This window comes from Ruminiclostridium hungatei (genome assembly GCF_002051585.1).
GTDB classification, from domain to species: Bacteria; Bacillota; Clostridia; order Acetivibrionales; family DSM-1351; genus Ruminiclostridium; species Ruminiclostridium hungatei.
Window position 1 is genome coordinate 186,412 of the sequence record NZ_MZGX01000004.1, and the last position, 23,973, is coordinate 210,384.

Annotated in this window: 21 protein-coding genes and 4 tRNA genes; 12 read left to right on the plus strand and 13 right to left on the minus strand. The window is 43.0% G+C overall.

From position 1 onward, the window contains the following. Positions 1-132: 132 nt before the first annotated feature. On the plus strand, positions 133-894 hold the full coding sequence (locus CLHUN_RS04465) for an N-acetylmuramoyl-L-alanine amidase family protein (protein WP_080063362.1): 762 nt from the start codon (positions 133-135) through the stop codon (positions 892-894). On the opposite strand, the gene dusB is transcribed toward CLHUN_RS04465, so the two are convergent. Beyond that, positions 842-1,822, minus strand: a complete 981-nt coding sequence (dusB, locus tag CLHUN_RS04470; RefSeq protein WP_080063363.1) for a tRNA dihydrouridine synthase DusB — start codon at positions 1,820-1,822, stop codon at positions 842-844. The two genes, CLHUN_RS04465 and dusB, sit on opposite strands and share 53 nt — an antisense overlap. A 183-nt stretch (positions 1,823-2,005) precedes the next feature. On the opposite strand from dusB, the gene CLHUN_RS04475 reads away from it, so the two are divergent. Then, complete coding sequence (locus tag CLHUN_RS04475; RefSeq protein WP_080063364.1) at positions 2,006-3,097, plus strand: DNRLRE domain-containing protein; 1,092 nt, start codon at positions 2,006-2,008, stop codon at positions 3,095-3,097. A 66-nt stretch (positions 3,098-3,163) separates the two neighbouring features. Here CLHUN_RS04475 and CLHUN_RS04480 read toward each other — a convergent pair. The 4 genes from CLHUN_RS04480 to spoIIE form a co-directional block, all read right to left on the minus strand. After that, positions 3,164-3,238: transfer RNA gene (locus CLHUN_RS04480), tRNA-Arg, on the minus strand. A 78-nt stretch (positions 3,239-3,316) separates the two neighbouring features. Then, positions 3,317-3,955, minus strand: coding sequence for a hypothetical protein (locus CLHUN_RS04485; protein ID WP_080063365.1), 639 nt, complete (start codon positions 3,953-3,955; stop codon positions 3,317-3,319). A 75-nt stretch (positions 3,956-4,030) separates the two neighbouring features. Beyond that, complete coding sequence (locus CLHUN_RS04490; RefSeq protein WP_080063366.1) at positions 4,031-4,375, minus strand: hypothetical protein; 345 nt, start codon at positions 4,373-4,375, stop codon at positions 4,031-4,033. A 133-nt stretch (positions 4,376-4,508) separates the two neighbouring features. Further along, positions 4,509-6,917, minus strand: a complete 2,409-nt coding sequence (gene spoIIE / locus CLHUN_RS04495; RefSeq protein ID WP_080063367.1) for a stage II sporulation protein E — start codon at positions 6,915-6,917, stop codon at positions 4,509-4,511. Positions 6,918-7,135: 218 nt separating this feature from the next. Here spoIIE and CLHUN_RS04500 point away from each other — a divergent pair, with 218 nt between their 5' ends. From CLHUN_RS04500 to CLHUN_RS04510, 3 genes are all read left to right on the plus strand, one after another. Then, the gene (locus CLHUN_RS04500) at positions 7,136-7,378 is read left to right on the plus strand and encodes a hypothetical protein (RefSeq protein ID WP_080063368.1); all 243 of its coding nucleotides are present in this window, start codon (positions 7,136-7,138) and stop codon (positions 7,376-7,378) included. 83 nt (positions 7,379-7,461) lie between these two features. Continuing rightward, a complete protein-coding gene (locus CLHUN_RS04505; RefSeq protein ID WP_080063369.1) occupies positions 7,462-8,256 on the plus strand; it encodes a T9SS type A sorting domain-containing protein in 795 nt (264 codons plus the stop codon). A 221-nt stretch (positions 8,257-8,477) separates the two neighbouring features. Further along, a complete protein-coding gene (locus CLHUN_RS04510; RefSeq protein WP_080063370.1) occupies positions 8,478-8,876 on the plus strand; it encodes a hypothetical protein in 399 nt (132 codons plus the stop codon). Between the two features lie 267 nt (positions 8,877-9,143). On the opposite strand, the gene CLHUN_RS04515 is transcribed toward CLHUN_RS04510, so the two are convergent. Together CLHUN_RS04515 and CLHUN_RS04520 are read right to left on the minus strand one after the other, a co-directional pair. Next, positions 9,144-9,620 (minus strand): pyridoxamine 5'-phosphate oxidase family protein, encoded by a 477-nt coding sequence (locus CLHUN_RS04515; RefSeq protein WP_080063371.1) that lies wholly within the window; start codon positions 9,618-9,620, stop codon positions 9,144-9,146. 251 nt (positions 9,621-9,871) lie between these two features. Continuing rightward, entirely contained in the window at positions 9,872-10,417 is a 546-nt protein-coding gene (locus CLHUN_RS04520) for a DUF6273 domain-containing protein (protein WP_340148321.1), read from the minus strand. Between the two features lie 478 nt (positions 10,418-10,895). Between CLHUN_RS04520 and CLHUN_RS04525 the strand changes: the two genes are divergently transcribed. The 4 genes from CLHUN_RS04525 (at position 10,896) to CLHUN_RS04540 (ending at position 13,855) form a co-directional block, all read left to right on the plus strand. Beyond that, a complete protein-coding gene (locus CLHUN_RS04525) occupies positions 10,896-11,987 on the plus strand; it encodes a putative NPN-dependent ornithine cyclodeaminase (protein WP_340148322.1) in 1,092 nt (363 codons plus the stop codon). A 115-nt stretch (positions 11,988-12,102) separates the two neighbouring features. Further along, on the plus strand, positions 12,103-12,393 hold the full coding sequence (locus CLHUN_RS04530) for a hypothetical protein (RefSeq protein ID WP_080063373.1): 291 nt from the start codon (positions 12,103-12,105) through the stop codon (positions 12,391-12,393). 18 nt (positions 12,394-12,411) lie between these two features. Beyond that, the gene (locus CLHUN_RS04535) at positions 12,412-13,263 is read left to right on the plus strand and encodes a YitT family protein (RefSeq protein ID WP_080063374.1); all 852 of its coding nucleotides are present in this window, start codon (positions 12,412-12,414) and stop codon (positions 13,261-13,263) included. A 94-nt stretch (positions 13,264-13,357) separates the two neighbouring features. Beyond that, on the plus strand, positions 13,358-13,855 hold the full coding sequence (locus CLHUN_RS04540) for a CBO0543 family protein (protein WP_080063375.1): 498 nt from the start codon (positions 13,358-13,360) through the stop codon (positions 13,853-13,855). A gap of 109 nt (positions 13,856-13,964) precedes the next feature. On the opposite strand, the gene CLHUN_RS04545 is transcribed toward CLHUN_RS04540, so the two are convergent. The 3 genes from CLHUN_RS04545 to CLHUN_RS04555 form a co-directional block, all read right to left on the minus strand. Further along, positions 13,965-14,040, minus strand: a tRNA-Val gene (locus CLHUN_RS04545). A gap of 201 nt (positions 14,041-14,241) precedes the next feature. Continuing rightward, a tRNA-Glu gene (locus CLHUN_RS04550) sits at positions 14,242-14,316 on the minus strand. Positions 14,317-14,348: 32 nt separating this feature from the next. Then, positions 14,349-14,425: transfer RNA gene (locus CLHUN_RS04555), tRNA-Met, on the minus strand. Positions 14,426-15,181: 756 nt separating this feature from the next. Here CLHUN_RS04555 and CLHUN_RS04560 point away from each other — a divergent pair. Continuing rightward, positions 15,182-16,375, plus strand: a complete 1,194-nt coding sequence (locus CLHUN_RS04560) for a C39 family peptidase (protein WP_080063376.1) — start codon at positions 15,182-15,184, stop codon at positions 16,373-16,375. Positions 16,376-16,560: 185 nt separating this feature from the next. Here the strand turns inward: CLHUN_RS04560 and CLHUN_RS04565 are convergent, their stop codons facing one another. Both CLHUN_RS04565 and CLHUN_RS04570 read right to left on the minus strand, forming a co-directional pair. Next, complete coding sequence (locus CLHUN_RS04565; protein WP_080063377.1) at positions 16,561-17,007, minus strand: hypothetical protein; 447 nt, start codon at positions 17,005-17,007, stop codon at positions 16,561-16,563. 272 nt (positions 17,008-17,279) lie between these two features. Then, a complete protein-coding gene (locus tag CLHUN_RS04570) occupies positions 17,280-18,011 on the minus strand; it encodes a hypothetical protein (RefSeq protein ID WP_080063378.1) in 732 nt (243 codons plus the stop codon). Between the two features lie 166 nt (positions 18,012-18,177). Here CLHUN_RS04570 and CLHUN_RS04575 point away from each other — a divergent pair, with 166 nt between their 5' ends. Continuing rightward, positions 18,178-19,035 carry a helix-turn-helix domain-containing protein gene (locus CLHUN_RS04575; protein WP_165755653.1) on the plus strand — a complete coding sequence of 286 codons (858 nt, stop codon included), beginning with the start codon at positions 18,178-18,180 and terminating at the stop codon, positions 19,033-19,035. An 84-nt stretch (positions 19,036-19,119) separates the two neighbouring features. Then, positions 19,120-20,826 carry a hypothetical protein gene (locus CLHUN_RS04580; protein WP_080063380.1) on the plus strand — a complete coding sequence of 569 codons (1,707 nt, stop codon included), beginning with the start codon at positions 19,120-19,122 and terminating at the stop codon, positions 20,824-20,826. Positions 20,827-20,921: 95 nt separating this feature from the next. On the opposite strand, the gene CLHUN_RS04585 is transcribed toward CLHUN_RS04580, so the two are convergent. Next, positions 20,922-23,957, minus strand: a complete 3,036-nt coding sequence (locus tag CLHUN_RS04585) for an ABC transporter permease (protein ID WP_080063381.1) — start codon at positions 23,955-23,957, stop codon at positions 20,922-20,924. Between the last annotated feature and the right edge of the window lie 16 nt (positions 23,958-23,973).

Sequence of the window (23,973 nt, forward strand, 5' to 3'; positions counted from 1 at the left end):
TTAAATTCTCTTTTTAACATATATTAATTTTTAATTTCGCGGCACTTTTTTTAATTATTATGATAAAATTAATGTACATATTTGACATTGGATGAAACAAGGGCATACTTTCCGGAGGTATAACGGCTATTTATGGATTTCAACAAATTTTTTGAAAAAACCAATAAAAAGTTAAGTCACAATATGCTGATAGTTCTGATAATTTTACTGTCCATTGCCATAATTGCTGTCATTGGCGGATATCTAAGAAAATCCGGTGCTCCGGCTGTTCCCCAGGCGTCGTCCTCAACAGTTGAGCCTTTGGAAACTCCCCCTATGGTAGTTATAGATGCCGGACATGGAGGTTGGGAGCCGGGGGCGGGGAACGGTCAGATTAACGAAAAGGATGTAGTCCTGGACATATCTCTGGAAATAGAAAAATTGCTGGCCCAGAAGGGTATTGAGTATTTAATGATAAGAACGGATGATACCTATGTCAGCCTGGAAGACAGGGCTAAAATTGCAAATGAGAAAAAGGGCAGACTGTTTATCAGCATCCATAACAACTCTTTTACCGACTCAGCTCAAAGCGGCATTCTGACTGCCTATAATCCCAATTCGCCAACAGGCAGGGACATTGCTCAAGTAATGCAGTCCAAATTAAGCGATATAGGCATGAGGAACAGGGATATAATGCCCCGCCCCAACCTGTATGTGCTTCGTCATACAGAAATGCCCGCCCTGTTGCTTGAAATCGGATTTATCTCAAATAAAAAAGACCTGAAACTGATGACCGACGGCGATTTCCAGCAAAAATGCGCACAGCGGATAGTTTCAGGTATTGAAGAAATTCTTAAGGATTTCATTCTTGCTCCCGGCACTGCTGCCGGAGAAGAAAGCCCTGAAGGAGATTGATTATTTCCTCCTTGTCGTTCATATTGAAAATTTTTTGCTTTGTATGGGCGGCATCCCTAAGACCTTTGATGTACCAGGCTATATGAGACCTCATCTCAAGTATTCCTGTTCTCTCTCCCTTGTGCTCTATCAACATATTCATATGTCTTATGATGGTGTTTATTTTCACCTCGGCAGTGGGTTCCCCTGCCAGCTCACCTGTTTGCAGATATGTGAGTATGCGGCTGAAAATCCATGGATTCCCCTGAGCTCCTCTGCCAATCATTATGGCATCACAGCCTGTTTCTTCAAAAAGGCGTTTGGCCTCCCTTGGACCGGTTACATCTCCATTGCCCACAACAGGAATAGAGATGGCCTGCTTTACCTGTCTGATGATATTCCAGTCGGCTTTACCGCTGTAATACTGTTCCCTTGTCCGTCCATGAACGGCTACCGCACTTGCTCCGCAGGCTTCAGCTATCTTAGCTATTTCAACGGCGTTTATGCTGCATTCATCCCAGCCCTTACGTATTTTCACAGTTACAGGTTTTTGAGATACTCTCACTACCGCCTTGACTATTCTCTCCACCAGTTCCGGCCTTTTCATCAAGGCGCTGCCCTCTCCGTTTTTAGTTATTTTTGGAGCCGGACAGCCCATATTTATATCAATTATGCCTGCATCCGATGCATTGAGTTTTTCAGCAACGCCCGCCATAATATCCGGCTCCGAACCGAATATCTGAACGGCGCCGGGCTTCTCTCTCTCATCCAGCAAGGTAAGCTTTGTGCTTTTCTCATCCTGATAATGCATGCCCTTTGCACTTACCATTTCAGTATAGACCAGCCCGCACCCCTGCTCCTTGCACAGCACCCTGAAGGGCATGTCGGTGACTCCGGCCATAGGCGCCAGAAAAACTCTGTTCGACAGTTCAACATTTCCTATTTTCAAAACATGTGCCTCCTTAAACAATAAACAATACTTATTGTAACAGATATTCTGAAATCTAGTAAAGAACCACTCCACGGAATTATATGGCTGCAACATAATTGGTCCGTGCACATATTATGTTAATATACAGGATTTTTATCATTTTCAATTTTATCATTTTCAATATGAAAGAAGGTACAACCAATGCCCACAGTAACAGTAAACATACCGCAAACTACCTTTGTGGCCTCCGGTGCACCCGATGACAATTTTTCGACCTTTCCGCTCATGTTTGTCGGCACTGACTCAACTTATCTCGATTGCACCGGACTGCTGAAAATCAATCTGCCCCAGCTTCCCCTGGCATCTGTGGACAGTGCGATACTCAGCCTGGCTGTAATAGTAAAAAACGGTGCCGCTCCAAGTACTGTAATTGTAAACAGGATAACGGCAGACTTCGATACATCTGCAGTGACCTATTCCACCCAGCCGGCTTATGTTGCCACTGAAAGCCAGTATATTGTAACAACGGAGGATTTGTATACTAATATACAGATTGATGTAACAGAACTTGTAATTGACTGGATAAACGGGACGGCGGAAAATTTCGGCATTGCCCTTACAACCGCCGACCAGCTATCGGGAGTGCAGTTTGCCACAAACAATATAGTGCATGAGCCTTACTTTCCCAGCCTGATCCTGACCTATACGGAATCCCCCATACTAAATACCGGGACTAATTTCAGCTATGCCCAATTAGCCCACCTTATCCGGCAGCTTATAACTTTTTATCCTGCAAATGTAATCACAGTCTTCACAAGAGGTCTGGCTGCCTCTTCAATAACGGGAATTCCCTATGAGCTTTACAAGTCCTCTGCCGGTACTTTCGGGGCTATATTCATCCTTATGGATTCAGGGCAGCAGGAGCCTATTCCGCTCCAGGCTATTACCGCAATTTATACCGGTGCCGGCTCGGTGTACAATCCTTCCATCACGTACCTGACTCCTCCGCAGCAGTTTACTCCCGGCTTTGACACAGATCTCATTACGGCTTATTATGAATACCTGCTGCTGGAGACAGCAGTTACCATATATGCAGGTTCCAACATTACCGCTTCAGGAGCAATATATAAAAACGAGTATGGATTGCTTGTCCTGTCCGACCCGGAGGGTAATACTCCCATATTTATGCCTGTAAACAATATAAATTTGATTTTGCCGGTATTTCCCGAAGCTGCAGCCGCCAGGGGCAAAAAGCTTGAGATTTCAGTATCGGAAGCCTTTGGGAGGGCGTAGAGATATTTGAGGGTCCGATTCCAAAGCATAATAAAACAGCCCCTGGCTTATGCCAGAGGCTGTTTTTGGCGTCCCGGACAGGAATCGAACCCGTATCAGTGGAACCGGAATCCACCGTCCTATCCATTAGACTACCGAGACATCGCCTTATTATTATAGCAGAAATTTGCCACATGGCAAACATTAAGTAAGCACTTTCATATAAAAAAATCTCCGCGGTCACAATCTGTGTATAACCATTGAAAATAAAAGGGCCAGAGCCTCGCTCAGAAGTGCATTCCATAAAAACACCAGCATGAACACCAGGCTGCGGGCGCCTGACGGAAGCTTGAACAGCACGCACAAGCCTCGGGTGATGGCTCCATTAAACCAGAAGTACGCTATAATATCCAGTACTGCCGTAATGTACATCATCGTCAGCCAATTCATGCTGTTGCTGAGATACAAGGTATAATAGCCCAACAGGTTCAAGGGTGTTAATATTATATTAACCACTATGTATACCTTCATGACCTTTGTCAGAATACTTGTGTAGGAAGTTCCCACAGGCATTGAATTATTGCCGCTCCGCTTTTTGAAATGATTTATTATGTCAAAAACCGGATATGAGAAGCACACTACATCTATCAGCCCTATAAGGATGGCAGCCGCCACAAGAACAGCGCCTGTTTTAAGGTTAAAGACAATGGCAGGCTTATCCGCGGAAGCCAGGCTAAGCCCCAGGACACCCAGTCCCACATCACGTATTCCCACCAGAACAATGCCTATGTATAGCCACATATTCTTATCGTTTAATTTTGAATAAAAATCTTTTTGCAGCAGAAAAAAATCTATAACCCTTGATGTTTTGAGTTTCATTATTTGCTCCTTGTCCAATTGCGTTTACTTATACTACTATAACTATTTAACAGACGAAAATCAATAGAGCAAATATTATAAAAATAGCTTCAGCAAGAGAAAAATCACTGCCGCTATACTTCCGAAAAGTGCGGAATTTATCAGCAGGTTTTTCATAAATTTCGGGTTGACCTTAAACAGCTCCTTCTTTTTTGGAGAATGAAAATTGCCCTTGTTATCCTTAATGTAATTGTTTATTACCGTTTCTGCCTCCTTCAGTATGAAATCACTTTTAATATTTATTTTCTTCGGGGCAGTCAGAACTCCCCTATCCTCCTTTCCCTGCTCGGTATCCTCCTTCAGAACCAAAATAGCCTCTTCAAATAAATTTGAGTGTATGTCCTTAATAATTATAACTTTTTTAGATTTTCCATAAAACATAGTACCCTCCAAAGAACTCTGATTATGGGTAGTTTGTGGAATTTTTACATTTTTATGCATTGCTTTGATATAATACCAGATTATTTTCCGAAGGCTTTATGGCCGAAAAGGAAATTCACAGTTTGCCGGCTGCTTATTTCGGCCTCCATATTTTTGATACCAGCACCATCATATCATCCACCGGCTCCTTGCGGGGGCAGTGGCTTAAAGCTGCATCCAGCAGGTCATCAGCTATTTTCTGAGGATTCTTGGAATCCATGGCCTGTAAAAGGTTCTGAACCTCCTTCACACCATCCTGGCAGTCCTTAAAGGCATCAATTATCCCGTCCGAAAGCATTATGACAAAGTCTCCGCTGCCAACCTTTTTATGAATGAGTTCCACTTCCACATCACTCAAAATTCCTGCTGGCAGTGAGGCAGCCTTGATTATTTCAACATATTCCTCTCTTTTTATATAAGTGGGTGCAGCTCCTACCTTGCAGAATTCAACCTCCCCTTCGTACAGATCAACTACCGATATATCAATAGTCGCAAAGGAGTCGTCAGTGGACCTTAAAACAAGTATGGAATTAATCAGCCTGACTGTGGTGTCCTTGTCAAAACCGGATTCCATAAATTGCTCAATAAGGTTTACCGTGGCCTTGCTCTGCATGCAGGCCTTGTGCCCCGTTCCCATGCCATCGCTCAAGGCCCCTATATACTTGCCGTCTCCGGTGTTTAAAAAAGTATAATTGTCTCCTGAAACATGCTTCTCCTCCTTGGCCATTCTCGCCACACCGGTAATGACTTTAAATATCTCTTCTTCGGCCAGTCTTATTGTACAGGTATTGGTTTTGGAATTAAGCCCGCATTCGCTCCCTTCCTTGACCATCTTCCGCCCTACTATGTCCGAGATTATCTTTTCAACGCTGCTTATACAGCTTCTCTTACCGCCGCAGCCCCTGTAGGTAAGAGTCATTTCATATTTGCCGTACTTGTTCTCATATACTACCGCATCGGCATTTTTTATACCCGCCTTCGTAAGTTCAAGCACTATTTGATTTTCCAGCTCATCCTTAAAGCTGATATCGGTATTCAACTCATTTGCAAGGTTGGATATGATGGTAGACATGCTCTTTAACTGTTGGGAAACCAGACCTCGGCTTTCTCCAATCTTGCTTCTCCACACCATATCCACCTTGAAAAGCTCAAAAACATTGTTTACAGCCTTTACAAATTCGTCCACCCTCTCACATCTTTCAAGAAAATATTGCGGGATATCCTTTTGCTCTATCCAGCCCTTGCCGTCAAGCTTCTCAACTATTTTGAACATTACCTGATAGGTATTGCAGAAGTTCTGCTCCCAGCAGTGTGCACACAGGCTGCAGTCTTTGCATACCCGGTCTGCCACCCTGTCGAAAATGGCTGTGATATCATGCTTCTCCGTAATTGCCTTTGTTTCTGATATTTCCTCGAAGGTTCTTGCCATCTCACCGAAGGCCTGTGAAAATTTGTTCAGCTTTTCAACTGTAATTTCCTTTATCCGCAGGCTGTAGCCCTTTTTATCCCCTCTTGCCGCCAGGCTTTTATCAAATTTGGCCACCACCGAATCCATGGCTTTTTCAGGAATCAGCATAAATATTACTATTGAAACTATGATTTCATATAAAAACACCAGTACTTCTGTTGAGCCGTTTGTATAAAAGGTCAGCAGTGCATTGCCCATTAAAACGCCCACACACGATCCGATTTTCCCCATATTTCTTAAAATTCCTGAAAGCAGTCCACAAAATGCATAGGAAGCAATAATCAGCGGGGAGGAATTTGAGGAAATGCTTATGACAGTTCCCACTATCACCCCGATAGCCGCTCCATTTCCGGAACCTGTTTTAAAGCTGAAGACCAGGATAATAATTATACATAAAATATTTCTGATACTCACTCCAAGAATGCTCCAGCTTCCCAGCCCGCCTACCGCCAGGGCACAAGCTATGGCAATGCTGAGAATCTCTTCATTTGTAAGCGAGTATCTCCTTGAGGGGTTTCCCAGAACCTCCAGAACATTCTTGAACACAAATACAAGTGCAAAAATTATAAATCCGTTAATGAATGACTTTATAACATCGTACATTAAGAAGCCCTGGAGATAGGTAAGTACCATCTCCGGTACAAGGACCCCGGCAAATGCTATTATTCCTATTCTCAGCGGTGAGCCAAGGCTTTTTTTAAATGGAATATTGATTGCATTGAACAGCAGCATGGCAACAATTGCTGTATACAACTGAATTGTCGCTCCTGTTGTAAGCATTCCTGCAAATATTGCAACTGATATCATTATCCTGTTGATATTCAGCCCTAATGTGGCCGCATATAGAGCTATTCCGAAGGGCATCAGCCCTCCCAGCAATGAGATTCTGCCCAGCAGAAAGGCTGCCGGCAATATGATCAGACTTGTTTTATTCAGATAGTCCAGTATTGCATTGGCTTTTCCGCCTTTACCCTTTTGCTGCACTACCGAACCATATCCTCCAAGATTTTTGTATGAAAGCATTCCAGTTTTCATCTTATGTGTCCCCCTGTGTTCAGCTTGTTTATTACACTGCAGTGTCTTTAGCATGCAGAATGATTATAATTCAGCCCCTGAATATTTTTTGTCAATTTATGGTAACCACTGCCAATATTCTTTAGACACTTATCAGCAAAAAGTCGTATAAGTAGAACATCAATTTAACTGTTTAAAGCTTGCTTAAATACTAAGCACTAAGTAAGTCTACGAGTATTATGAAAGCTGTTGTCGAAAGATTTTTCCGCAGTCAATCAGAGCAGATTAGCTCGGTTTTTCATAGAATAGCTGCGATTCTCAAAACCCCCAAAGGCATTGATACCAATCCTTGGGACAGGTTCACCCCCATACGGGGTTTGGAAAAAAGGGGCAAATGGGATATAATAATTACAGAGCTCATGATTAACGGTTCGAACCGGAATATCTTTATCGGAAATGCATTTCTTGAAAATCAGGCCTGAAGGAAAAATATTATTCCTTTTTACTGTTCAATGCCCTGCTTAAACGGGCAAAAATCAAAAATATAATTTACGGAGGTAATTTAATGAAGAAACTCTTTTCTTTGATAATTTGTGCCGCACTTTTGTTTTCCATAACTTTTTCCGGTACGGCATTTGCCGCTACAGTATACGAAACCGAGAGCAATGACTCCACAGGCACTGCAAATACCATATCTGCCGGAGATACGGTATATGGGAAGATTTCATTTGACAAAGACAATGATTATTACAAGCTGCGTCTGACGGCCGGCACAAGCACAACCTTTTCGCTGAGCAACATTCCTGGCGGCTGCGATTACGATTTAATACTCTATGATGCAAACGGAAGCATCATAGGCTCATCAACCGCTTTTGGAAATACCAGTGAAAAAATTACCCGGACCTTAAGCGCCGGGCTGTATTATATCAATGTAAAAGGATACTCGGGTACGTCCAGCAGCAATTACACACTGACCGTATCCGGTTCCGGCTCTACAACCCCCACTACACCTCCTGTTCACGGCGGGGATGCTTACGAATTCAACGATACCCGTGAGCTGGCCTCAAACATGGGCTCGGGAAGTCTGTACCTGGAAGCCAATATCCATCCTCTTGGAGATGTGGACTATTACAGATTTTCTGTAAGCAGCACAACTACCGAGCATATCGTACTTTACAATCCGGCTGTGGATTTAAGCTACCATTTCAGTGTGTACAACAGCACAGGAGGCTATGTCTGCTCCGATGGAGGTATTGGCGACTGCACCGTTACCTTGTCACCCGGAACCTATTATATAAAAGTATTCAGCTATAGTTCCGAGTCTGTGCTTAATTACAGGTTGAGAATGACTGCTGTTTAATTCCATTATCAGCAGCCTCTGAAAAACTGAAAACAGAGCGAAGCAAAAGCCTCCCATGCCGGTGGGAGCTGTTGCTATTGCTCTGTTTGTTTATTTGTATGTCGCAGTCCGTCAATAAATAAAAGGAGACGCTTAAACATGGAAACAATTTATATTTTGCCGGTTTTACCCGCCAGGTTGCGAATGAAGCCAGAGAGAATCTACAAGCAGAAAACGAAATAATGGGGAAACTGCCGGACAGCATCAGCATTGGCCTCACTTGTAACGGTTGTATTTGTGGCGTTTCTGACAAACTGATTATAGGGCTGTCTGAAACCCCTGAAAAAGCGATTGAAAGAACGGTAAGTAACATCAGGGCTGAAATGAAAAAAGAATTGAGCAATGCGATATTCGACAATCCAAAATTCAGGAACCAGCCTATGTACTTTGTGGACGGATGGGAGATGTTGTTAATGACGTATCCCAATATCGTAAAAACCGGACTGGACGCGGCTATCGCACAGGCTATCGCGTGCCGCGGCGAATACATCAATACCCCGGCCAGTTTCACGCGCCAACGCAAGCTCCCGATGGAAACCGTTATCAAACTTCTAGTTTCAGAATATGGCTCAATCATTTAATTATACGCAGATTCTGCAATCAGCGAGCTTTTCTATATAATGCCGATTACTGGTTGTGTTTTTCTGAGATACAAAAACAGGGGCACGGTATTACAACCACCGCACCACTTGTTTTACGTTGAAACACCTATTCTTTTTCATTACAAAATTCACTATCACAAATTATGGAGTACGACAAATTGGAATTTGCCGGTTTGTTAAATGAATTTCCTATAGCTTTGTTTTACTTCGACTACAGGAGCGAACACTCATACTATACGGATTTATTTATTTTGCCGTATGATTGATAAAATCAACTTCATACTGCCGCTCACCGTATTTTCTTTCATTGTCAGTAATAGTACCCTCCGTAAGGGTGATACGCAGAACGATTGAGGTCGGATTGTTTTCGTCGCCAACTTCATCGAACCAATCGAAGATGCTCTTGAATTTCGCTCTGATTTCCGCATTCTTCTCGTCTTTCACCCAACCGAGATTTTCGGCCGTGCCTTGGAACGCATACCAGCCTAACCCGCCGACGGAAACCTCGGCGTTCTTCTCAATTTGCAGCATTTTATTTTTCTTTGCATCCGTAGAAACATAAAATACGCCGCCGTCATAATAGGCGCAGACCATACGGACAGCAGGTCGGGGATTTCCGGCAGCGCTCGGAGATAGTGATATTGTCGCAAGGGCAATCACTTCTTCCTTGCCATTTCCGCACCGCTCCTCCATCAGTTTCATTGCGTTTTCGTACTTGCCCATTTTTAATTTTCTCCTTTACATTGATGACATTTATGTTGTAATGATAATCGAACCACTTGAAAAGTACCCCAAGATTTATAACGCCTCGGTTCAAAAGTAAATTTTTCGGCTGTAGAAAAATTTACTTACCTCAGCGGCGTTTCAACGAGGTATCCGCGAAGCGGATACTTGGGATATGCTCGCCGCCTGAAAACCGAAGCGGTACCCGCCACCTAGTAAGAGGTGGGGCGGGGGCTCATTTTATTGCCTCGTTATAATTCCAAGCTCAGCCACAGAGCGGGACGAACTCCGCCGCTGTTATCGCCTGTTGAAGTATGAATCGTGTTGCTGCTGTAGCGGAAGGTGCCGTTTCCCTGAATGCCTATATTGCCGTCGCCGTGGATATATACGGCTCTTCTATTGTCACGCCCGGACGACCGAAGCCACCACCACCATGCATACCCATCGAATGTCGATCTTCGCTTGTTGTTGTTTTCGTCTTTCCTTTGAAACCAGTATCGTTGTTTGGCGCTGCGGTTTTCAAGGTTTTTACTGCTGTCACCGAAATATTTGCACACTGCTTCTTCAATGCTTAGAAGAAATATGTAATCCCGGGTATCTTCTCCGCCTCTTGAACCGTACCACTGATTGTCGTGGTTTTTGTTCAATACCGGAATGATTCTTGACCGTTCGGCCGCGGTGAATTTGTTATAAAACTCACCGTTAAGATATTTTCTTAGCGAGCAGTCAGCCCATGTCACATCACCAGCGCAATTATTATAGGGGTGTTGTTCTATCATGTATTCAGTTATAATCAAGGCCGCATTGCCCCTTGTATATCAAGAATGCGCCAATGATAACCGCCAAATGGCACGATTGAGCCGATATTAAACTCTCTCATTCTCTTTCTCCTGGTATAATACTCGTATAATATAAATTTTCTGCAGTTCTGTTTCAATGCGCCTGCAAGAGCAAATGCTCATTATCTTCGTGACAAATTCCTGTTTGTCATTCCCATAAACATTATAACAAATTTCACACAAGTAATTCCATATTAATTGCGCTCAAACAAACGGATACCGGAAAAAGCCCCCTACTCATTTTTCAAAAATAGGCAGGGGTGTTTTTTCATCACGGATTGTGTCTTAACTTAATGATATTGGCCCACGGCCCGGGTTTTTCATATTTTCAGCTATATATAAAAAAGAGGCTTTAAAATTGAAAATTGTACTGATACAATGGTTATAGCCGTATAAATCCCGGCTATAAAATACCAGTTCAGAAAGGATGACAGTTTTGTTCACTCTTCCCCAATACACAGCACCTGATTTTAACGAATCCGGATTTGAAGCAGCTCCGTCTGTTCTCACCTCGCCTGCACCAGGCGACGGCCTCCTGCCGGATAATTTTTATGCTACAACTATTTATCCTGAGTACTTTAAGATAGAAAATACCTGGCAATTGATAAATGCGCCAAGAATGGACTGTGCCGTCGTAATCCGGTCCGGAATGCCCTTTGCAGTTGAAGCAAGAAGAGTCAGAAAGGGCGAGGCTGTTGTAATCGGACGCAAAGAAGACCTTTCCAACGGGGTATTTATTCATTATGACGCCTTTAAGGAAAGCAGTTCGGGAAAGGTGCAGCACTTTGCCTTCCGTACCGGTAAGTCCAGGGAATCTTCCTATTCAAGAGATTATGACCAGCTATACGATATCTTAAGGCATGACCGGGAGCACGGCTCTATCGTGTGGGTACTCGGGCCGGCGGTAGCTTTTGACTTTGATGCCCGCCGCTCCATGTCGGGTCTCATCGAGCACGGCTACGTAGATGCACTGTTTGCGGGAAATGCACTGGCCACCCACGATCTGGAGGCGGGCCTTTTCAATACAGGTCTGGGGCAGGACATATATACCAAGGAGCTGTATTACAACGGTCACTATCACCACCTTGAGACTATCAACAGGGTGAGAGGTGCGGGCTCAATAGAAGATTTCGTAGTGCAAAACGGTATGGCTGACGGCATCATTTCCTCCTGTGTAAAGAAAAAGGTTCCTTTTGTCCTTGCGGGTTCAATACGGGATGACGGGCCGCTGCCAGGTGTTATTGGAAATGTTTATGATGCACAGGATGCCATGCGGCAGCATATTATGAAGGCAACAACAGTGATAGCACTGGCTACCCAGCTCCATACCATCGCTGCCGGGAATATGACTCCTTCCTGGCAGAAGTGCGCCGATGGCCGGCTCCGCCCGGTATATTTTTACACTGTTGATATTTCAGAGTTTGCAGTTGGAAAGCTTCATGACAGAGGAAGCCTGAGTGTCAACAGTATAGTGACCAATGTGCAGGACTTCCTTATAAACGCTGCACGCAGCCTGGGCGTTATATAAGCTCTGCATTATAAAAATCCGGTCTTGAGGCTGAATATCTTTAGCTTTTTAAGATATTATATTATTATACCTGAATTACCGTTTGCCTAATATGAAAAGAGAGGATACTTCAGCCATGACAGGATTTTATATGATTGTTTCAATAGCCGGCATTTTAGCCATGCTGGCGACATTTTTTCTTGGCAGGCAGTTCAAGGACAAGCCCCTGGTAAGATATATTCCGTCACTGCTGGCAGTCCTGGCCGGCATAGCCTCCTATATAAAAGCAAGATTCTTTGCTACCGGCTTTGAGGACATTGGCTTTGTCATTCTGGCGCTTATAGCGTGCATAGTATTTTTCCTGTCCTTTCTCACAGCATTTATTATGGGCATTTTGCAGCGCAACAGAGATAATGCTGGGAAATAATAATTTTGGGGGCCACATATGAGAAAAAGAATTACCGAGTTTCTGCTTATAAATCTGGGATTACTGCTGGTTGGAATTGGAATAGCCCTGTTCAAGATACCAAATCATTTTGCAACCGGAGGAGTAAGCGGTCTGGCTATAATTTCCAGCAGCTTTTTTGTCAGGATTGATGTCGGTCCCATGATGATGATAATAAATATCCTGCTGCTGGGCATAGGCTATTTCTTTCTGGGCTCCGACTTCGGCTCCAAGACTGTTTATTCCAGCTTTGCCTTATCCGGTATTGTATGGATCATCCAAAAGGTACTCCCTTTAAGTCAGCCGCTTACCAATGATATGCTTTTGGAGCTCATTTATTCTATTATATTTCCTGCGGTAGGTTCTGCAATTGTATTTAACTGCAATGCCTCCACCGGAGGGACTGATATTGTCGCAAAGATTCTCAGCAAGTACACCAATCTGAATATTGGAAAAACTCTTTTGCTTACAGATTTGTTGATAGCCCTTGGGGCGGGAGCGGTATTCGGGGTCAAAATAGGACTTTATTCAGTTCTGGGACTGATTTTAAAAGCATTCACCATAGACTCGGTTATCGAAGGCTTGAATGTCAGTAAGCAAATGGTCATAATCAGCGCAAGGGACAAGGATATCAGAGACTATATTGTAAACCGGCTTAATAGGGGGGCAACCATCTATAAGGCGGAAGGTGCTTTTACCCACAGTCAGGAGAATGTAATTTCTACTGTTGTGAGCAGGCGGCAGGCTATAAAATTGCGCTCTTTTATAAGGAGCATAGATTCCTCCGCCTTTATTACCATCAGCAATACTTCTGAAATCATAGGAAAGGGCTTCAGAAATATCGATAGTTAACACCAAAACTTTCAGTATTTGCATAATAGTAAATTCAGAACGGGCATAATATCTTTTGACACCATGTAACCTGGCAAGGGAGGTCATACCTGTTTTGAATGCCGCAGTATTACTAATAGTTGTTTTTTCTGCCTGGAAGTGGGGAGACTGGAAAAACTGGCAGAGCTATCATGCAACAATGCTTTTATCTTCCCTTGGAAATCTCCTGTATAATACCATCTATTACCACCACTACCTTTGGGAAGTAAAACCAGGTCTGTTTCGAAGTCATACGTGCATAGAGCTTATTTATACGTTTATAATCTTGCCGCTGACAGCCATTATGCTTTTGTCAAATCTTCCGGAAGGAGTTTTCGGAAAATTTCTGAAATTGGTCAAATACACTGTTGTTTATTCAGTACTGGAATACATCTTTTTCACATATGGACTTATCAAATACAATTATGGCTGGTGCTTCCTTTGCTCGGTCTTGTGGAATGTTATGATGTTTTTTATATGGATGGTGCATAACAAAAAACCGGTGCTGGCATATGTTCTTTCTATAATAGTTGTAGTAGTCATAATACGCAGTTTTCCCGTCAAGTTGCTCTAGTGTTCTGCAACATCTAAAACATTGCCGGCGTGGAAAATTCTCTTTAACAATTTTCGCCAGCCCCTCAGCCTACAAAAAAACACTTCCGTTTATACGAAAGTGTTTTGATTGGTGGGAACTATAGGGCTCGAACCTATGACCCTCTGCTTGTAAGGCAGATGCTCTCCCAGCTGAGCTAAGCTCCCAATTTGGTGACCCATAGGGGACTCGCCGCATGCACTGCATGCTATTGACGTCGTCCACCGCTCGCTTCGCTTACGGTGCCGGACTCCTACGCTCACTGCTTCATGGCCGTTCAGGCCATTCCGCCACGCTCGCGCCCTCTCGGGTTCGAATCCCACATCATCAGAAAATGATTCTAGGAAAGTCTATAAAATTTAAATAAATGGTGACCCATAGGGGACTCGAACCCCTGTTATCGCCGTGAAAGGGCGGTGTCTTAACCACTTGACCAATGGGCCATAAAATAAGCGATAGTTACTATCGCTTAAGCTGGTAGCGGCGGTGGGATTTGAACCTACGACCTGCCGGGTATGAACCGGATGCTCTGGCCAACTGAGCTACGCCGCCATTTATATTGCCCGTTTTCCAACGTGCTTTTACATTATACATAACAAGTATCTGGTATGTCAATAGAATTTTTTTATTTTTTTCGGGCGGATTTGATGGCATTTTATGGCTGTAAAATTCTGTCCAGACTGCCTGTTACCTCCTCTTCAAAACTTTTTATATAACTCCTGACAAAGTCCAAAATTGACAGGCTGTCAGTTTCATTACAAAACAAAAATCCTCATGTTCAAATAAACACAAGGACTCACATTTTTTTAGGAGGAATATATTTTAAGACCGGCCGGTGGAATAAATCCACCAGCCAGAATAAATTATTTTCACTATCCAAATTTTATATGAATACGGCATATATGTATATGTTAAAAATATTTAAAATTTATATTGTTTGTAATAATTTTATTGTACATTTTTGACCGTCAATGCTCACCCACCCTATAAATGAAATAAAAGCTTTCTGAAGATGAGGGAGAAGAAGGTGGGGCGGAGTATAAAAGGGGGATTTACAACAAATAGCCTATTGACAGTATTTTAATGAAAAATATGTATAAAACCTTGGGTCGAATGAGTAAATCGCAATCTATTTTTGAATAGAAGTAGAAAAATATACCGTTTAAATTAGATTTGAGTTTTAATTGGCAGGAGTGCTGAATTTATCTTATAATTCAAAATATTACAATTTTTTCAAGTAACGTATACTATACTGTAAAAGTTCTAAAAGCAACGAAACTAAAATCTGATTAATAACGGAGGTATTTTATGTCACTAAAAAAGATATATTTATGCTTGTGTATCAGCTTGTCTCTGCTGGCACCTGTATCTGCATCACCAGTAGTCAATGCAAACAGCAGCTCGGAGGTTTCTAAAACCGAGGCAATAGCGGCAGCACTGTATCATGTTAAGCTAGACCAAACCGTGAATCAACAATCAGCCTGGAAGGACAAAAATGTTACTGCATTAGAACCTATAGAGGTTTTTGATGCGTCTAATGAATTACATAGTTATATTGTTAATTTGCAGATTGGTGAAGAGCCGGCAGGCTATGTTGAAATCGGTAATAACAAGAATGATTTTCCGATATCGAGCTATTCATACACTGTAAACAACACAGAATTTGAAGAAGAAGCTATGGAGGATCTGAATATCGCTGATAGCAAAGTTGGTATGGCTTCAATAGATTCGTTGGATTCCTTCAAAAAAGTCAAGACAAAAAAGGTAGTGTGGCTTGCACCTGGAAAATTTGGAGCGAAGGTTGATTATACTGACGGTTCAGCGGATTTGATAGCTGAAAATAAGCTGGAGAGTATTCCTTCATCAGAAAACACTTTGCTGCCCAAAGCTGAAAAAACTGTAAACACCGAGAGTCAGCAGACTTGGGCTGAAATTGAGCAGCTGGCATCGGCTATTACACTCAAGCAAATAGGTACTGATACCGACGGGGTAACGGACAGCATAATGTTTGAGTACAATAACCCGTATAACAGTATAAATTCAATATATCATAATGGGGTTACTGATGAAAACCAATGGAATTCTTCATTATGGACGGGTCCTTCCGGGTGTGCTCCCACATCCGCATATAATATCTTTTATTATTGGCACTTTTCAAGAGGCAAATCAAATCTGCTCATGAAGGACAGCAATGGAAATATTGATAAAGACCAGACAATGCTTTTATTAAGAAACTGTATGCAAACAAATGACACTGGCGATACTTCTATTTATAATCAGGCATCAGGTATTCAAATGGCTGCCAGAGGAAGAAAATATTATGGGGCTACTGCAACTTTACATACAAATGCTTCATGGTCCACGGTAAAGTCTGACCTGAGTTATGGTCCATCTCTTATCTCTTTTTTCAGTCATACATTCTATCTTAACCACTCAGTCACAGGAGTTGGATATATAGAGTTTATACGTAACGGAAGGTCACCAGTATATGGAGGTATATGACAATAATGCTGTTACACCGGGAGCATCAGTATATATATCCTATGGGCAAAATTACAGCTCAATTAATTCAATAAATTTCAGTATCAATTGAGTGATAGTATTTTGTAAGGAGTAAACTCATTTTCTATTAGAATAGTATGAAAATGCCCGCTAGATTAATTTCAACGGGCATTTTATATATTATATTATTTTTTATCAGATAGAGAATTAAACCAGTTATCACTCCAATCAATAGATATTTCTTTGACTGCGTTATAATAAACAGCACCAGTCTTTTCTTTATTATCTATATATATATTATTTCCGCTGCAAACCATTGTTAAAGCCTTATTATTTCCGGAATAAAAAATATATCCATAGATATATCCTGTCCTAGGATCCTGATTGAAAGACTTTTTGTAGTATCTGTCGTTCAACATATTAATGAGTTCCTTGATTTTGGCTTTATCAGTAGTTTCTACGGAACTCATATCAAATCCTTTCCGCATCAAAACCTTTGTTATATTTGCCTCATCCGTTCCCAGAAGCTCACTGAAGGTCTTTTTTGGGTACTTAATCTGAAAAAATAACAGCACGGAAATGGCTGCTATCAAGAGCAGGGGAATGACAACCCATAATATTTTTTTTTTCATAAAGCGTAGTCTCCCTTCTGAAGTGCCGCTTATGAAAAAACAATACCATAAAATCCTATTTCTTTCAATATTAGTATTATGTCTTGACATGAATGTAGGTTTTAACTAGAAGACTAACTAAGAAGGCATCAAGGTTAACAGAAATTTTGAACCAAATAAAAATGTGGCACCGATTCCATGCCGTGACTTTCATAGAGTTTTGTGCTAAATGTGGGACATGGAAATAATCCTGCAATTAAATCTCAAATTCAAAAAATACACAACTAGTCCCTCTAACCCGATTCCCCACCAAACACGGCAACATATTGCTCGGTAAGGTAAAACTTTTTGCCATTCCATTTCAGCACACTCTGAACATAGCCCAGGGAATCTGCATGATACCGGCCTGAGATACCCTGGTATCCCAGCAGTTCATATATCCCGTTGCCGTCAAAATCCACAGGGTACAGTCCCCCCAAAGGGTCTACCCAGCCTTCTATGGGCTGCTTCAGAATTCCCTGGGGAGTATATATTTCGTCCAAGTATTCTCTGCCCCTGTTGGAAATATCTATAATAAAAGAGACCTCCCTCTCCCTGTTTTTTACGGTAACTTTATAATGGTCTTCATATTTGACCTCATAATTATATCTGCCATTGTACTCCTCATAATCGAACATCTGAAAAAGCCGGTTATTCACATCTGAAAATATATAGTAAAACATTATTCCTCCGCTGCCTCCGGAGGCGATACCCACCATAATGTCCTTTATCTTATCTCCTGTAAAATCCTGAAGGGTTACTGTGGGAGAATATCCGGAGTCGGACTGGAGCCTGGCTTTTTGTTTGATTCCCGTTCTCCCGTCTCTTATCACCAGGGTTATATTCTGTATATAGCCGCTGTTTGGTGTCCTGGTGCCTGTAAGGTATACATAGTCCCTTATGTTATCTCCATTGACATCACCATATGCTCCCGTAATTATGTTGGAATCGCTGCCAAGCTGATCAAATCTTTCACTGTAGTACATATGGGACCCCCCTCTGCGTGCCCGACCGTCAAGGTCCGCACCGCATCAATTTTCCGGCATTGCTCCGTTCAATATATAATATGGTTTGAGAAGGTATTGGTGAATGGAATTATATTATATAATGTTTTATAATAGGCTTAAAACCATTTATTTTCAGGAGTGGCTTATGGAAGCTCATCATCAAAAAAGTATAAATATAAATACAGGACATTTTCCGGTAAATGTCTTTAATACCGATGTTCAGGTTTTTCCTCCCCACTGGCATGAGAGGATAGAGATTGTATATGTTTTGGGAGACGAACTTAAAATAGGCCTGAATAATTGTGTTTATACCCTTCACAAAAGAGATATCCTGATTGTGGGAATGGGCGAGGTGCATTATTTTCTGATGCAGCCCCAGAAGTGTGACAGGATTATTGTCCATTTCGAATTGTCCCTGTTCGGAAGTCTTGCCAACAGCATATCCGGCCGGAGGCTGCTGAATCCGCTGATTCCCTTTTGTCCTGAAAATGCTCCGGAGGTCTTTTCCCTGCACGAATATTTTGAGCGGATTATACTGGACATACATCTGGAAATACACCGCAGAGAGAAGGGCTTTGAATTTTTTCTGGGCGGCCGTCTGTATGATCTTGCAGCAGGAATAATCAGGTATATACCCAACGAAAAGCTTTGCCCGGCCGAGATGAATAAACAGATGAAAAAGCTCCAACTGTTGGAGCAAGTAGCCGACTATGTTGACAGAAACCTATACGGTGAAATAACTCTTGAGGAGGTATCAAAATATGTTAATTTCAGCATGTACCACTTCACAAGATTTTTTAAAGACACCACCGGTATGACTTTTTGGCAATATCTAAACAATTATAAGGTATCAAAAGCTGCAAATTACCTGATAAACACTTCTGACACAATTTCTGAAATCGCCTTCAATTCAGGCTTTAACAGCATCAAAACCTTCAACAGGGTTTTTAAGCAAATTAAGGGCTGCTCTCCGTCAGAGTTTAAAAAAGCAATATTTGAGTAGTATCCAGCAAGCTTTGGCGAGAAATTAAAAGCTATCTTTCTTATAATTATGACATAAAATCCATTGGGGTATTGGAGGTTGTTTATGTCCTACAAAAACTTTTCCACAGCAATTTTTTACAATGCATATGATCTGGAAGTGCTTAAAAGAGAAAATATCTTTGAAGAAACCTATGACTTTTTCTCCAAACACATTGAAATTTCCAAGGTCTACCTTGAAACCTACCGAGGCAGTACATATTTGTCCAAGGAGGATATGCTGGCCTGCAAGGAATTCTTCAACAAAAAGGGGATCAAGGTATCCGGTGCCATAACCACAACACAGAAGTGTGATATCATCTGGGATTTCCGTTCTTTCTGCTATAGCGACCCGGAGCAGAGAAAGCAGTTGAATGAAATTGTGGCTTATACAGCAGGTATTTTTGATGAAATCATCCTGGATGACTTTTATTTTACCAACTGCAAATGCGATCGTTGTATTGAGACTAAAGGCACAAGGAGCTGGCCGGATTTCAGGACGGCACAGATGGCTGAGGTATCCCAGGAGATAGTTAAGACTGCAAAGCAGTTGAAGCCTGACATAAACATGATAATAAAGTACCCGAACTGGTATGACCACCATCAATTCACAGGATATACTCCAGGCGATCAGGCCGGGATTTTCGACTCCTTCTATACGGGAACCGAGACAAGGGACTCACAGTACACCCAGCAGGTACTTCAAAGGTATTTGGGCTATTTTATCATGAGATACTTTGAGAGTATCAAGCCCGGAAAAAACCTGGGCGGCTGGTTTGACACCTTTGACTGTTCATTGAACGCCTATGTGGAACAGTTGAACCTGACGGCTTTTGCCAAGGCAAAGGAAATAACCCTTTTTTGTGCAGGCTTGCTGGCATCTGATTACAGTATATGTGTTCCAATAGCGGGACATGTGTTAAAAGAGCTGGACAGGCTGGCGGGAAAGCTTGGAGAACCCATGGGCATCCCCTGTTACAAGCCGTTTAAATCAGACGGAGAGGATTTCCTCCACGGTTACCTGGGAATGCTGGGCCTGCCCCTGCAGCCAACTCCTGAATACCCTGTCCACAGCAAGCTGCTGCTTTTGACTGAAAGTGCAAAAAAGGATACCGCCATTGCCGACAAGATAAAAGCCAGTCTTAAGGCTGGAGGGCAAGTCATTATCACCTCAGGCCTGTTAAAAGCACTGAACAGCGAGCTGTCCGACATTGCAGAGATATATTGCACCGACAGGAAGGCCTTGGTAAAGACCTTTGCAGCCACTATGGAGACCTGTTCCTTCAAGGATTATCAACAGTCGGACAGGGATATCCTGATACCGCATATCGCTTTTAAAACCAACGATACCTGGCAAAGAGCCGTGGGCATCGACAACCACAATAACCATCCCGTTCTGCTTGAAAACAAATACAGCAGTGGAAGGCTATATGTACTTACCATCCCCGATAACCCCGGAGATTTGTACAGCTACCCCGCAGGAATCCTGAATGTGCTCAGGGAAGAGGCCTCAAAGGAACTGCCCCTTCATATGGAGGCACCCTCTCAAATCTCCCTGTTCCTTTATGACAATAATACCTTTATAGTCCATTCCTTCAGGGAAACCAATGCAGAAGTGACCATTGCCGTTCACAGGGAGGATGCCGTCCTCAGACAGCTTGCCACCAACAGGCACAGAATGGGCGCCACCCTGGAGAAACGGACCGGAAAAGGAATGACATATTATAAGATATTCCTGCGGCCCGGCTCCTATAAAGTTCTTTCAATTGAATAACCCGGCTTGCTGCCCGGGAGTACAGGTCCTGGAAATATCTGCTCCCGGGCCCGGGCTGATTGCATATATCTCGGGCAGCCGTCCAAGCCGTTGGCTTACTCAACAGATTTTAATGATTCTATCATGCTTATCTTCTTCAGCCTGAAGTGCATGACTATATTGACCAGCACTGCAAAGGCAACCGTGAGCAAAGCCGACATAACGTAGCTGTACCAGTAAATTTCCCTGCCGAACATTACAACGTCAATCTCAGAGGTTTCAAGCACAAACCTGTTCAGCACAATCCCTCCCAGAAGTCCTATGAACACATTTATCAAGGTGAGAATAATATTTTCCCTGAATACATATTCCGACACCTCCAGGTCATAAAACCCCAGAACCTTGATACTTGCTATTTCTCTGATTCTTTCGGTTATATTTATGTTTGTGAGGTTATACAGCACCACAAAGGCAAGTGCTCCAGCCGAAATAATCATTACAAATACTATGCTGTTGAGATTCCCCACCATATCCGAAAAGTTCTGCTGGTTGGTCCTGTTGAAATTCATTTGCAGCACCGCCTTTTTATTTACCAGTTTTGAGCTTATTTGATCCTCCGATTCCTGTGAAACCTCTTTCATGGTAACCAGCACTCCGTTGAGAACAGGTTCTTCTCCGAATTTCTCCCGGTACAGCTCTGCTGTCATATATACATAATGCAGTGCATAGTTTTCATTTATCCCATCGATTGTAACCTCTACACTTTTAAAATCCCCATCCTTTATTGTCATTTTATCTCCTGCATGAAGGTCAAGGGTCTTTGCAAGCTTCTCTCCTATTACAACTCCATTATGGGAAAGCTCTATGGGCTTTTTACCCTTCATCTTATGGATGGATATGAATTCCTGTAATTTATCCCTGTCGCCGGGCACTATAAGATTGACCTTTTGCCAATCGCCGTTATAGCCTGCTTCATAATTTTTGATACGAACATCGAGAGTGCTTTGTATATTGCCGTCCCGGCTTAAAATCTCAAGAGCCTCTGTCCGTTCCTGCTCCTTCGCATTTTCATCGAGAATTATCATCGCATTAAACTTGAAAACGTCACCATATTGCTTTGGAACAATGCTGGAAATTGCGTCTCTCAGCCCGAAGCCTGCCAGCATTAGCGCTGTGCAGCCCGCCACTCCCAGCAGTGTCATAAAAAGCCTTTTCTTGTATCTGAAAAGATTTCTTACGGTTACCTTACTGAAAAAATTCAATCTGGACCAAATGAAGGGAACCCTTTCCAGCAGCACCCTTTTTCCCATCTTGGGAGCCTTGGGCCTCATCAGTGCAGACGGCTGCTCGGTCAGCTCCTTGTAGCAGGCCAGATATACCGCAAGAGAGGTACAGGCCAGGGCTCCCAAAGTGATCCAGAAAACATAGTCAGCCCTGAAAGGCATAATTGTGGGAGGCAGTCTGTACAGCATGCCATACGCATTTGTAATAACATACGGAAACAGCTTAAGCCCCACGGCCAGTCCGGCCATGCTGCCTGCAATGCTGGCTGTGGCCGCATAAACAAGGTATTTTGCTGCTATGGTAAAATTCCCGTAGCCCAACGCCTTGAGAGTGCCTATCTGAGTTCTTTGTTCCTCCACCATCCTGGTCATTGTGGTAAGGCATACGAATGCGGCCACTATGAAGAAAAATACCGGGAATATACGTGCTACGGCATCAACTCTTTTGGTGTCCTCAGAATAGGAAGAATATCCGGGATTGTTATTTCTGCCGGTTATATACCACTGTGGCTTCTCAATGTCCTCCAGCTTCCCTTCAGCCTCTGCTATCTCCTTTTTGGCATCCTGCAGTTTCTTGTGGGAAGCCTTTTTCTGCTCTTCATATTCATTGCGGCCATCAATCAATTCCTTCTCGTGAGCGTCAATATCCTGCCCAGCTTTCAGAAGCCTTTGCGCACCCTCTTCCCTTGATTTTTCATAAACAGCCTTCTGTTTTTCCAGCTCCGCGGCACCTGCATCAAGTTTTTTCCGGGCCTCTTTCAGGGCAGCTTCGTTTAAGGCTGCCTGCTCCGGAGGCAGGAGTTCCTTGTTTTTCTCGAAAAGGGAGAGCTGTTGGAAATATTGCTTTTCCCCGCTTTCAAGCTGCTCTTTCGCCTTGTTTATTTCCTTTGCTGCCATTGCGGTCTTACTGTTATACTCACTTTTTTGCCTGGCCAGCTCCCGCCTTCCGCTTTGGATACCCGCTTCGCCCTTCTCCAGCTTTTCAAGAGCTTCCGCCAGCTTCTCCTTTTGTTCCTTCTCACCGTCTGCCAGTTGTTTTTTTGAATCCTCAAGCTTTTCTTCCGCAGTCTTATAAGTTTCGCTGAAGCGCTGTTCCTCTCTGACATCTGCTATTGCCTCAAATTTTTCCTTGCCGGCAGTTATTGAAGACTCATACTTGCTGCTGAAGGCAGAAAGGTCCTGCGTGCTCTTAAGGGTAAGATATATATCGGTGTAGACCTCCATATTGAAATCCTCTTCCGGTATAGCCGCATATAAGGTCACCGTCCCATTTCCAAGGCTGGAGGTTCCTTTTTCAAAAGTAAGATAATAAGGTGTTTCAATATAGCCCACAACCTCATAGGTTGACCTTTTGAGCCGGTGGGTAATAGCCTCGCCTTCCTTACCGCTGTCCAGGGTTATCTTTTCCCCCAGCTCTATGCTTATGCCGCCCAGCTTTCCTTTTTCAATGGCACACTCACCCTGCTTTTGCGGCAGCCGGCCTTCAATTACCCTGTACCGGTTAAGGTATCCGGTATTGCTGCCGCCGGTCCCGCCCACAGGAATGGAATGTATCTTTGCTACCTTGTCTTCATTTTTTGTTTTTACTATTGCATCAAGGGTATATGCAGGCATTATTTCCCTCACAGCCTCGCTGCCCCTGACAGCCTCCGCATCCTCCCGGTTAAAGCCGTAAGTGGAAACCAGCCTGAGATCCATAAGTTTATAATCGTCAAAATACCTGTCGGCGGTCAATTGCATATCCGGACAAGTAACCTTTACTCCTGCAAAAAAGCCGGTGCCAAGGGCTATAATTGCAAAGATCGCTATGAACCTGCTCCTGGTACGCCACAGTTCTCTGAAGGTATCTTTTAAATGAGCGTTCTTCATACAGTCTCCGCCTCCC

Excerpts from the sequence above, each read along its gene's own strand:
- CLHUN_RS04465 (WP_080063362.1), top strand. The coding sequence starts at position 133 with ATGGATTTCAACAAATTTTTTGAAAAAACCAATAAAAAGTTAAGTCAC.
- CLHUN_RS04475 (WP_080063364.1), top strand. The coding sequence starts at position 2,006 with ATGCCCACAGTAACAGTAAACATACCGCAAACTACCTTTGTGGCCTCC.
- CLHUN_RS04485 (WP_080063365.1), bottom strand. The coding sequence starts at position 3,955 with ATGAAACTCAAAACATCAAGGGTTATAGATTTTTTTCTGCTGCAAAAA.
- CLHUN_RS04490 (WP_080063366.1), bottom strand. The coding sequence starts at position 4,375 with ATGTTTTATGGAAAATCTAAAAAAGTTATAATTATTAAGGACATACAC.
- spoIIE (WP_080063367.1), bottom strand. The coding sequence starts at position 6,917 with ATGAAAACTGGAATGCTTTCATACAAAAATCTTGGAGGATATGGTTCG.
- CLHUN_RS04500 (WP_080063368.1), top strand. The coding sequence starts at position 7,136 with ATGAAAGCTGTTGTCGAAAGATTTTTCCGCAGTCAATCAGAGCAGATT.
- CLHUN_RS04505 (WP_080063369.1), top strand. The coding sequence starts at position 7,462 with ATGAAGAAACTCTTTTCTTTGATAATTTGTGCCGCACTTTTGTTTTCC.
- CLHUN_RS04510 (WP_080063370.1), top strand. The coding sequence starts at position 8,478 with ATGGGGAAACTGCCGGACAGCATCAGCATTGGCCTCACTTGTAACGGT.
- CLHUN_RS04515 (WP_080063371.1), bottom strand. The coding sequence starts at position 9,620 with ATGGGCAAGTACGAAAACGCAATGAAACTGATGGAGGAGCGGTGCGGA.
- CLHUN_RS04530 (WP_080063373.1), top strand. The coding sequence starts at position 12,103 with ATGACAGGATTTTATATGATTGTTTCAATAGCCGGCATTTTAGCCATG.
- CLHUN_RS04535 (WP_080063374.1), top strand. The coding sequence starts at position 12,412 with ATGAGAAAAAGAATTACCGAGTTTCTGCTTATAAATCTGGGATTACTG.
- CLHUN_RS04560 (WP_080063376.1), top strand. The coding sequence starts at position 15,182 with ATGTCACTAAAAAAGATATATTTATGCTTGTGTATCAGCTTGTCTCTG.
- CLHUN_RS04565 (WP_080063377.1), bottom strand. The coding sequence starts at position 17,007 with ATGAAAAAAAAAATATTATGGGTTGTCATTCCCCTGCTCTTGATAGCA.
- CLHUN_RS04570 (WP_080063378.1), bottom strand. The coding sequence starts at position 18,011 with ATGTACTACAGTGAAAGATTTGATCAGCTTGGCAGCGATTCCAACATA.
- CLHUN_RS04575 (WP_165755653.1), top strand. The coding sequence starts at position 18,178 with ATGGAAGCTCATCATCAAAAAAGTATAAATATAAATACAGGACATTTT.
- CLHUN_RS04580 (WP_080063380.1), top strand. The coding sequence starts at position 19,120 with ATGTCCTACAAAAACTTTTCCACAGCAATTTTTTACAATGCATATGAT.
- CLHUN_RS04585 (WP_080063381.1), bottom strand. The coding sequence starts at position 23,957 with ATGAAGAACGCTCATTTAAAAGATACCTTCAGAGAACTGTGGCGTACC.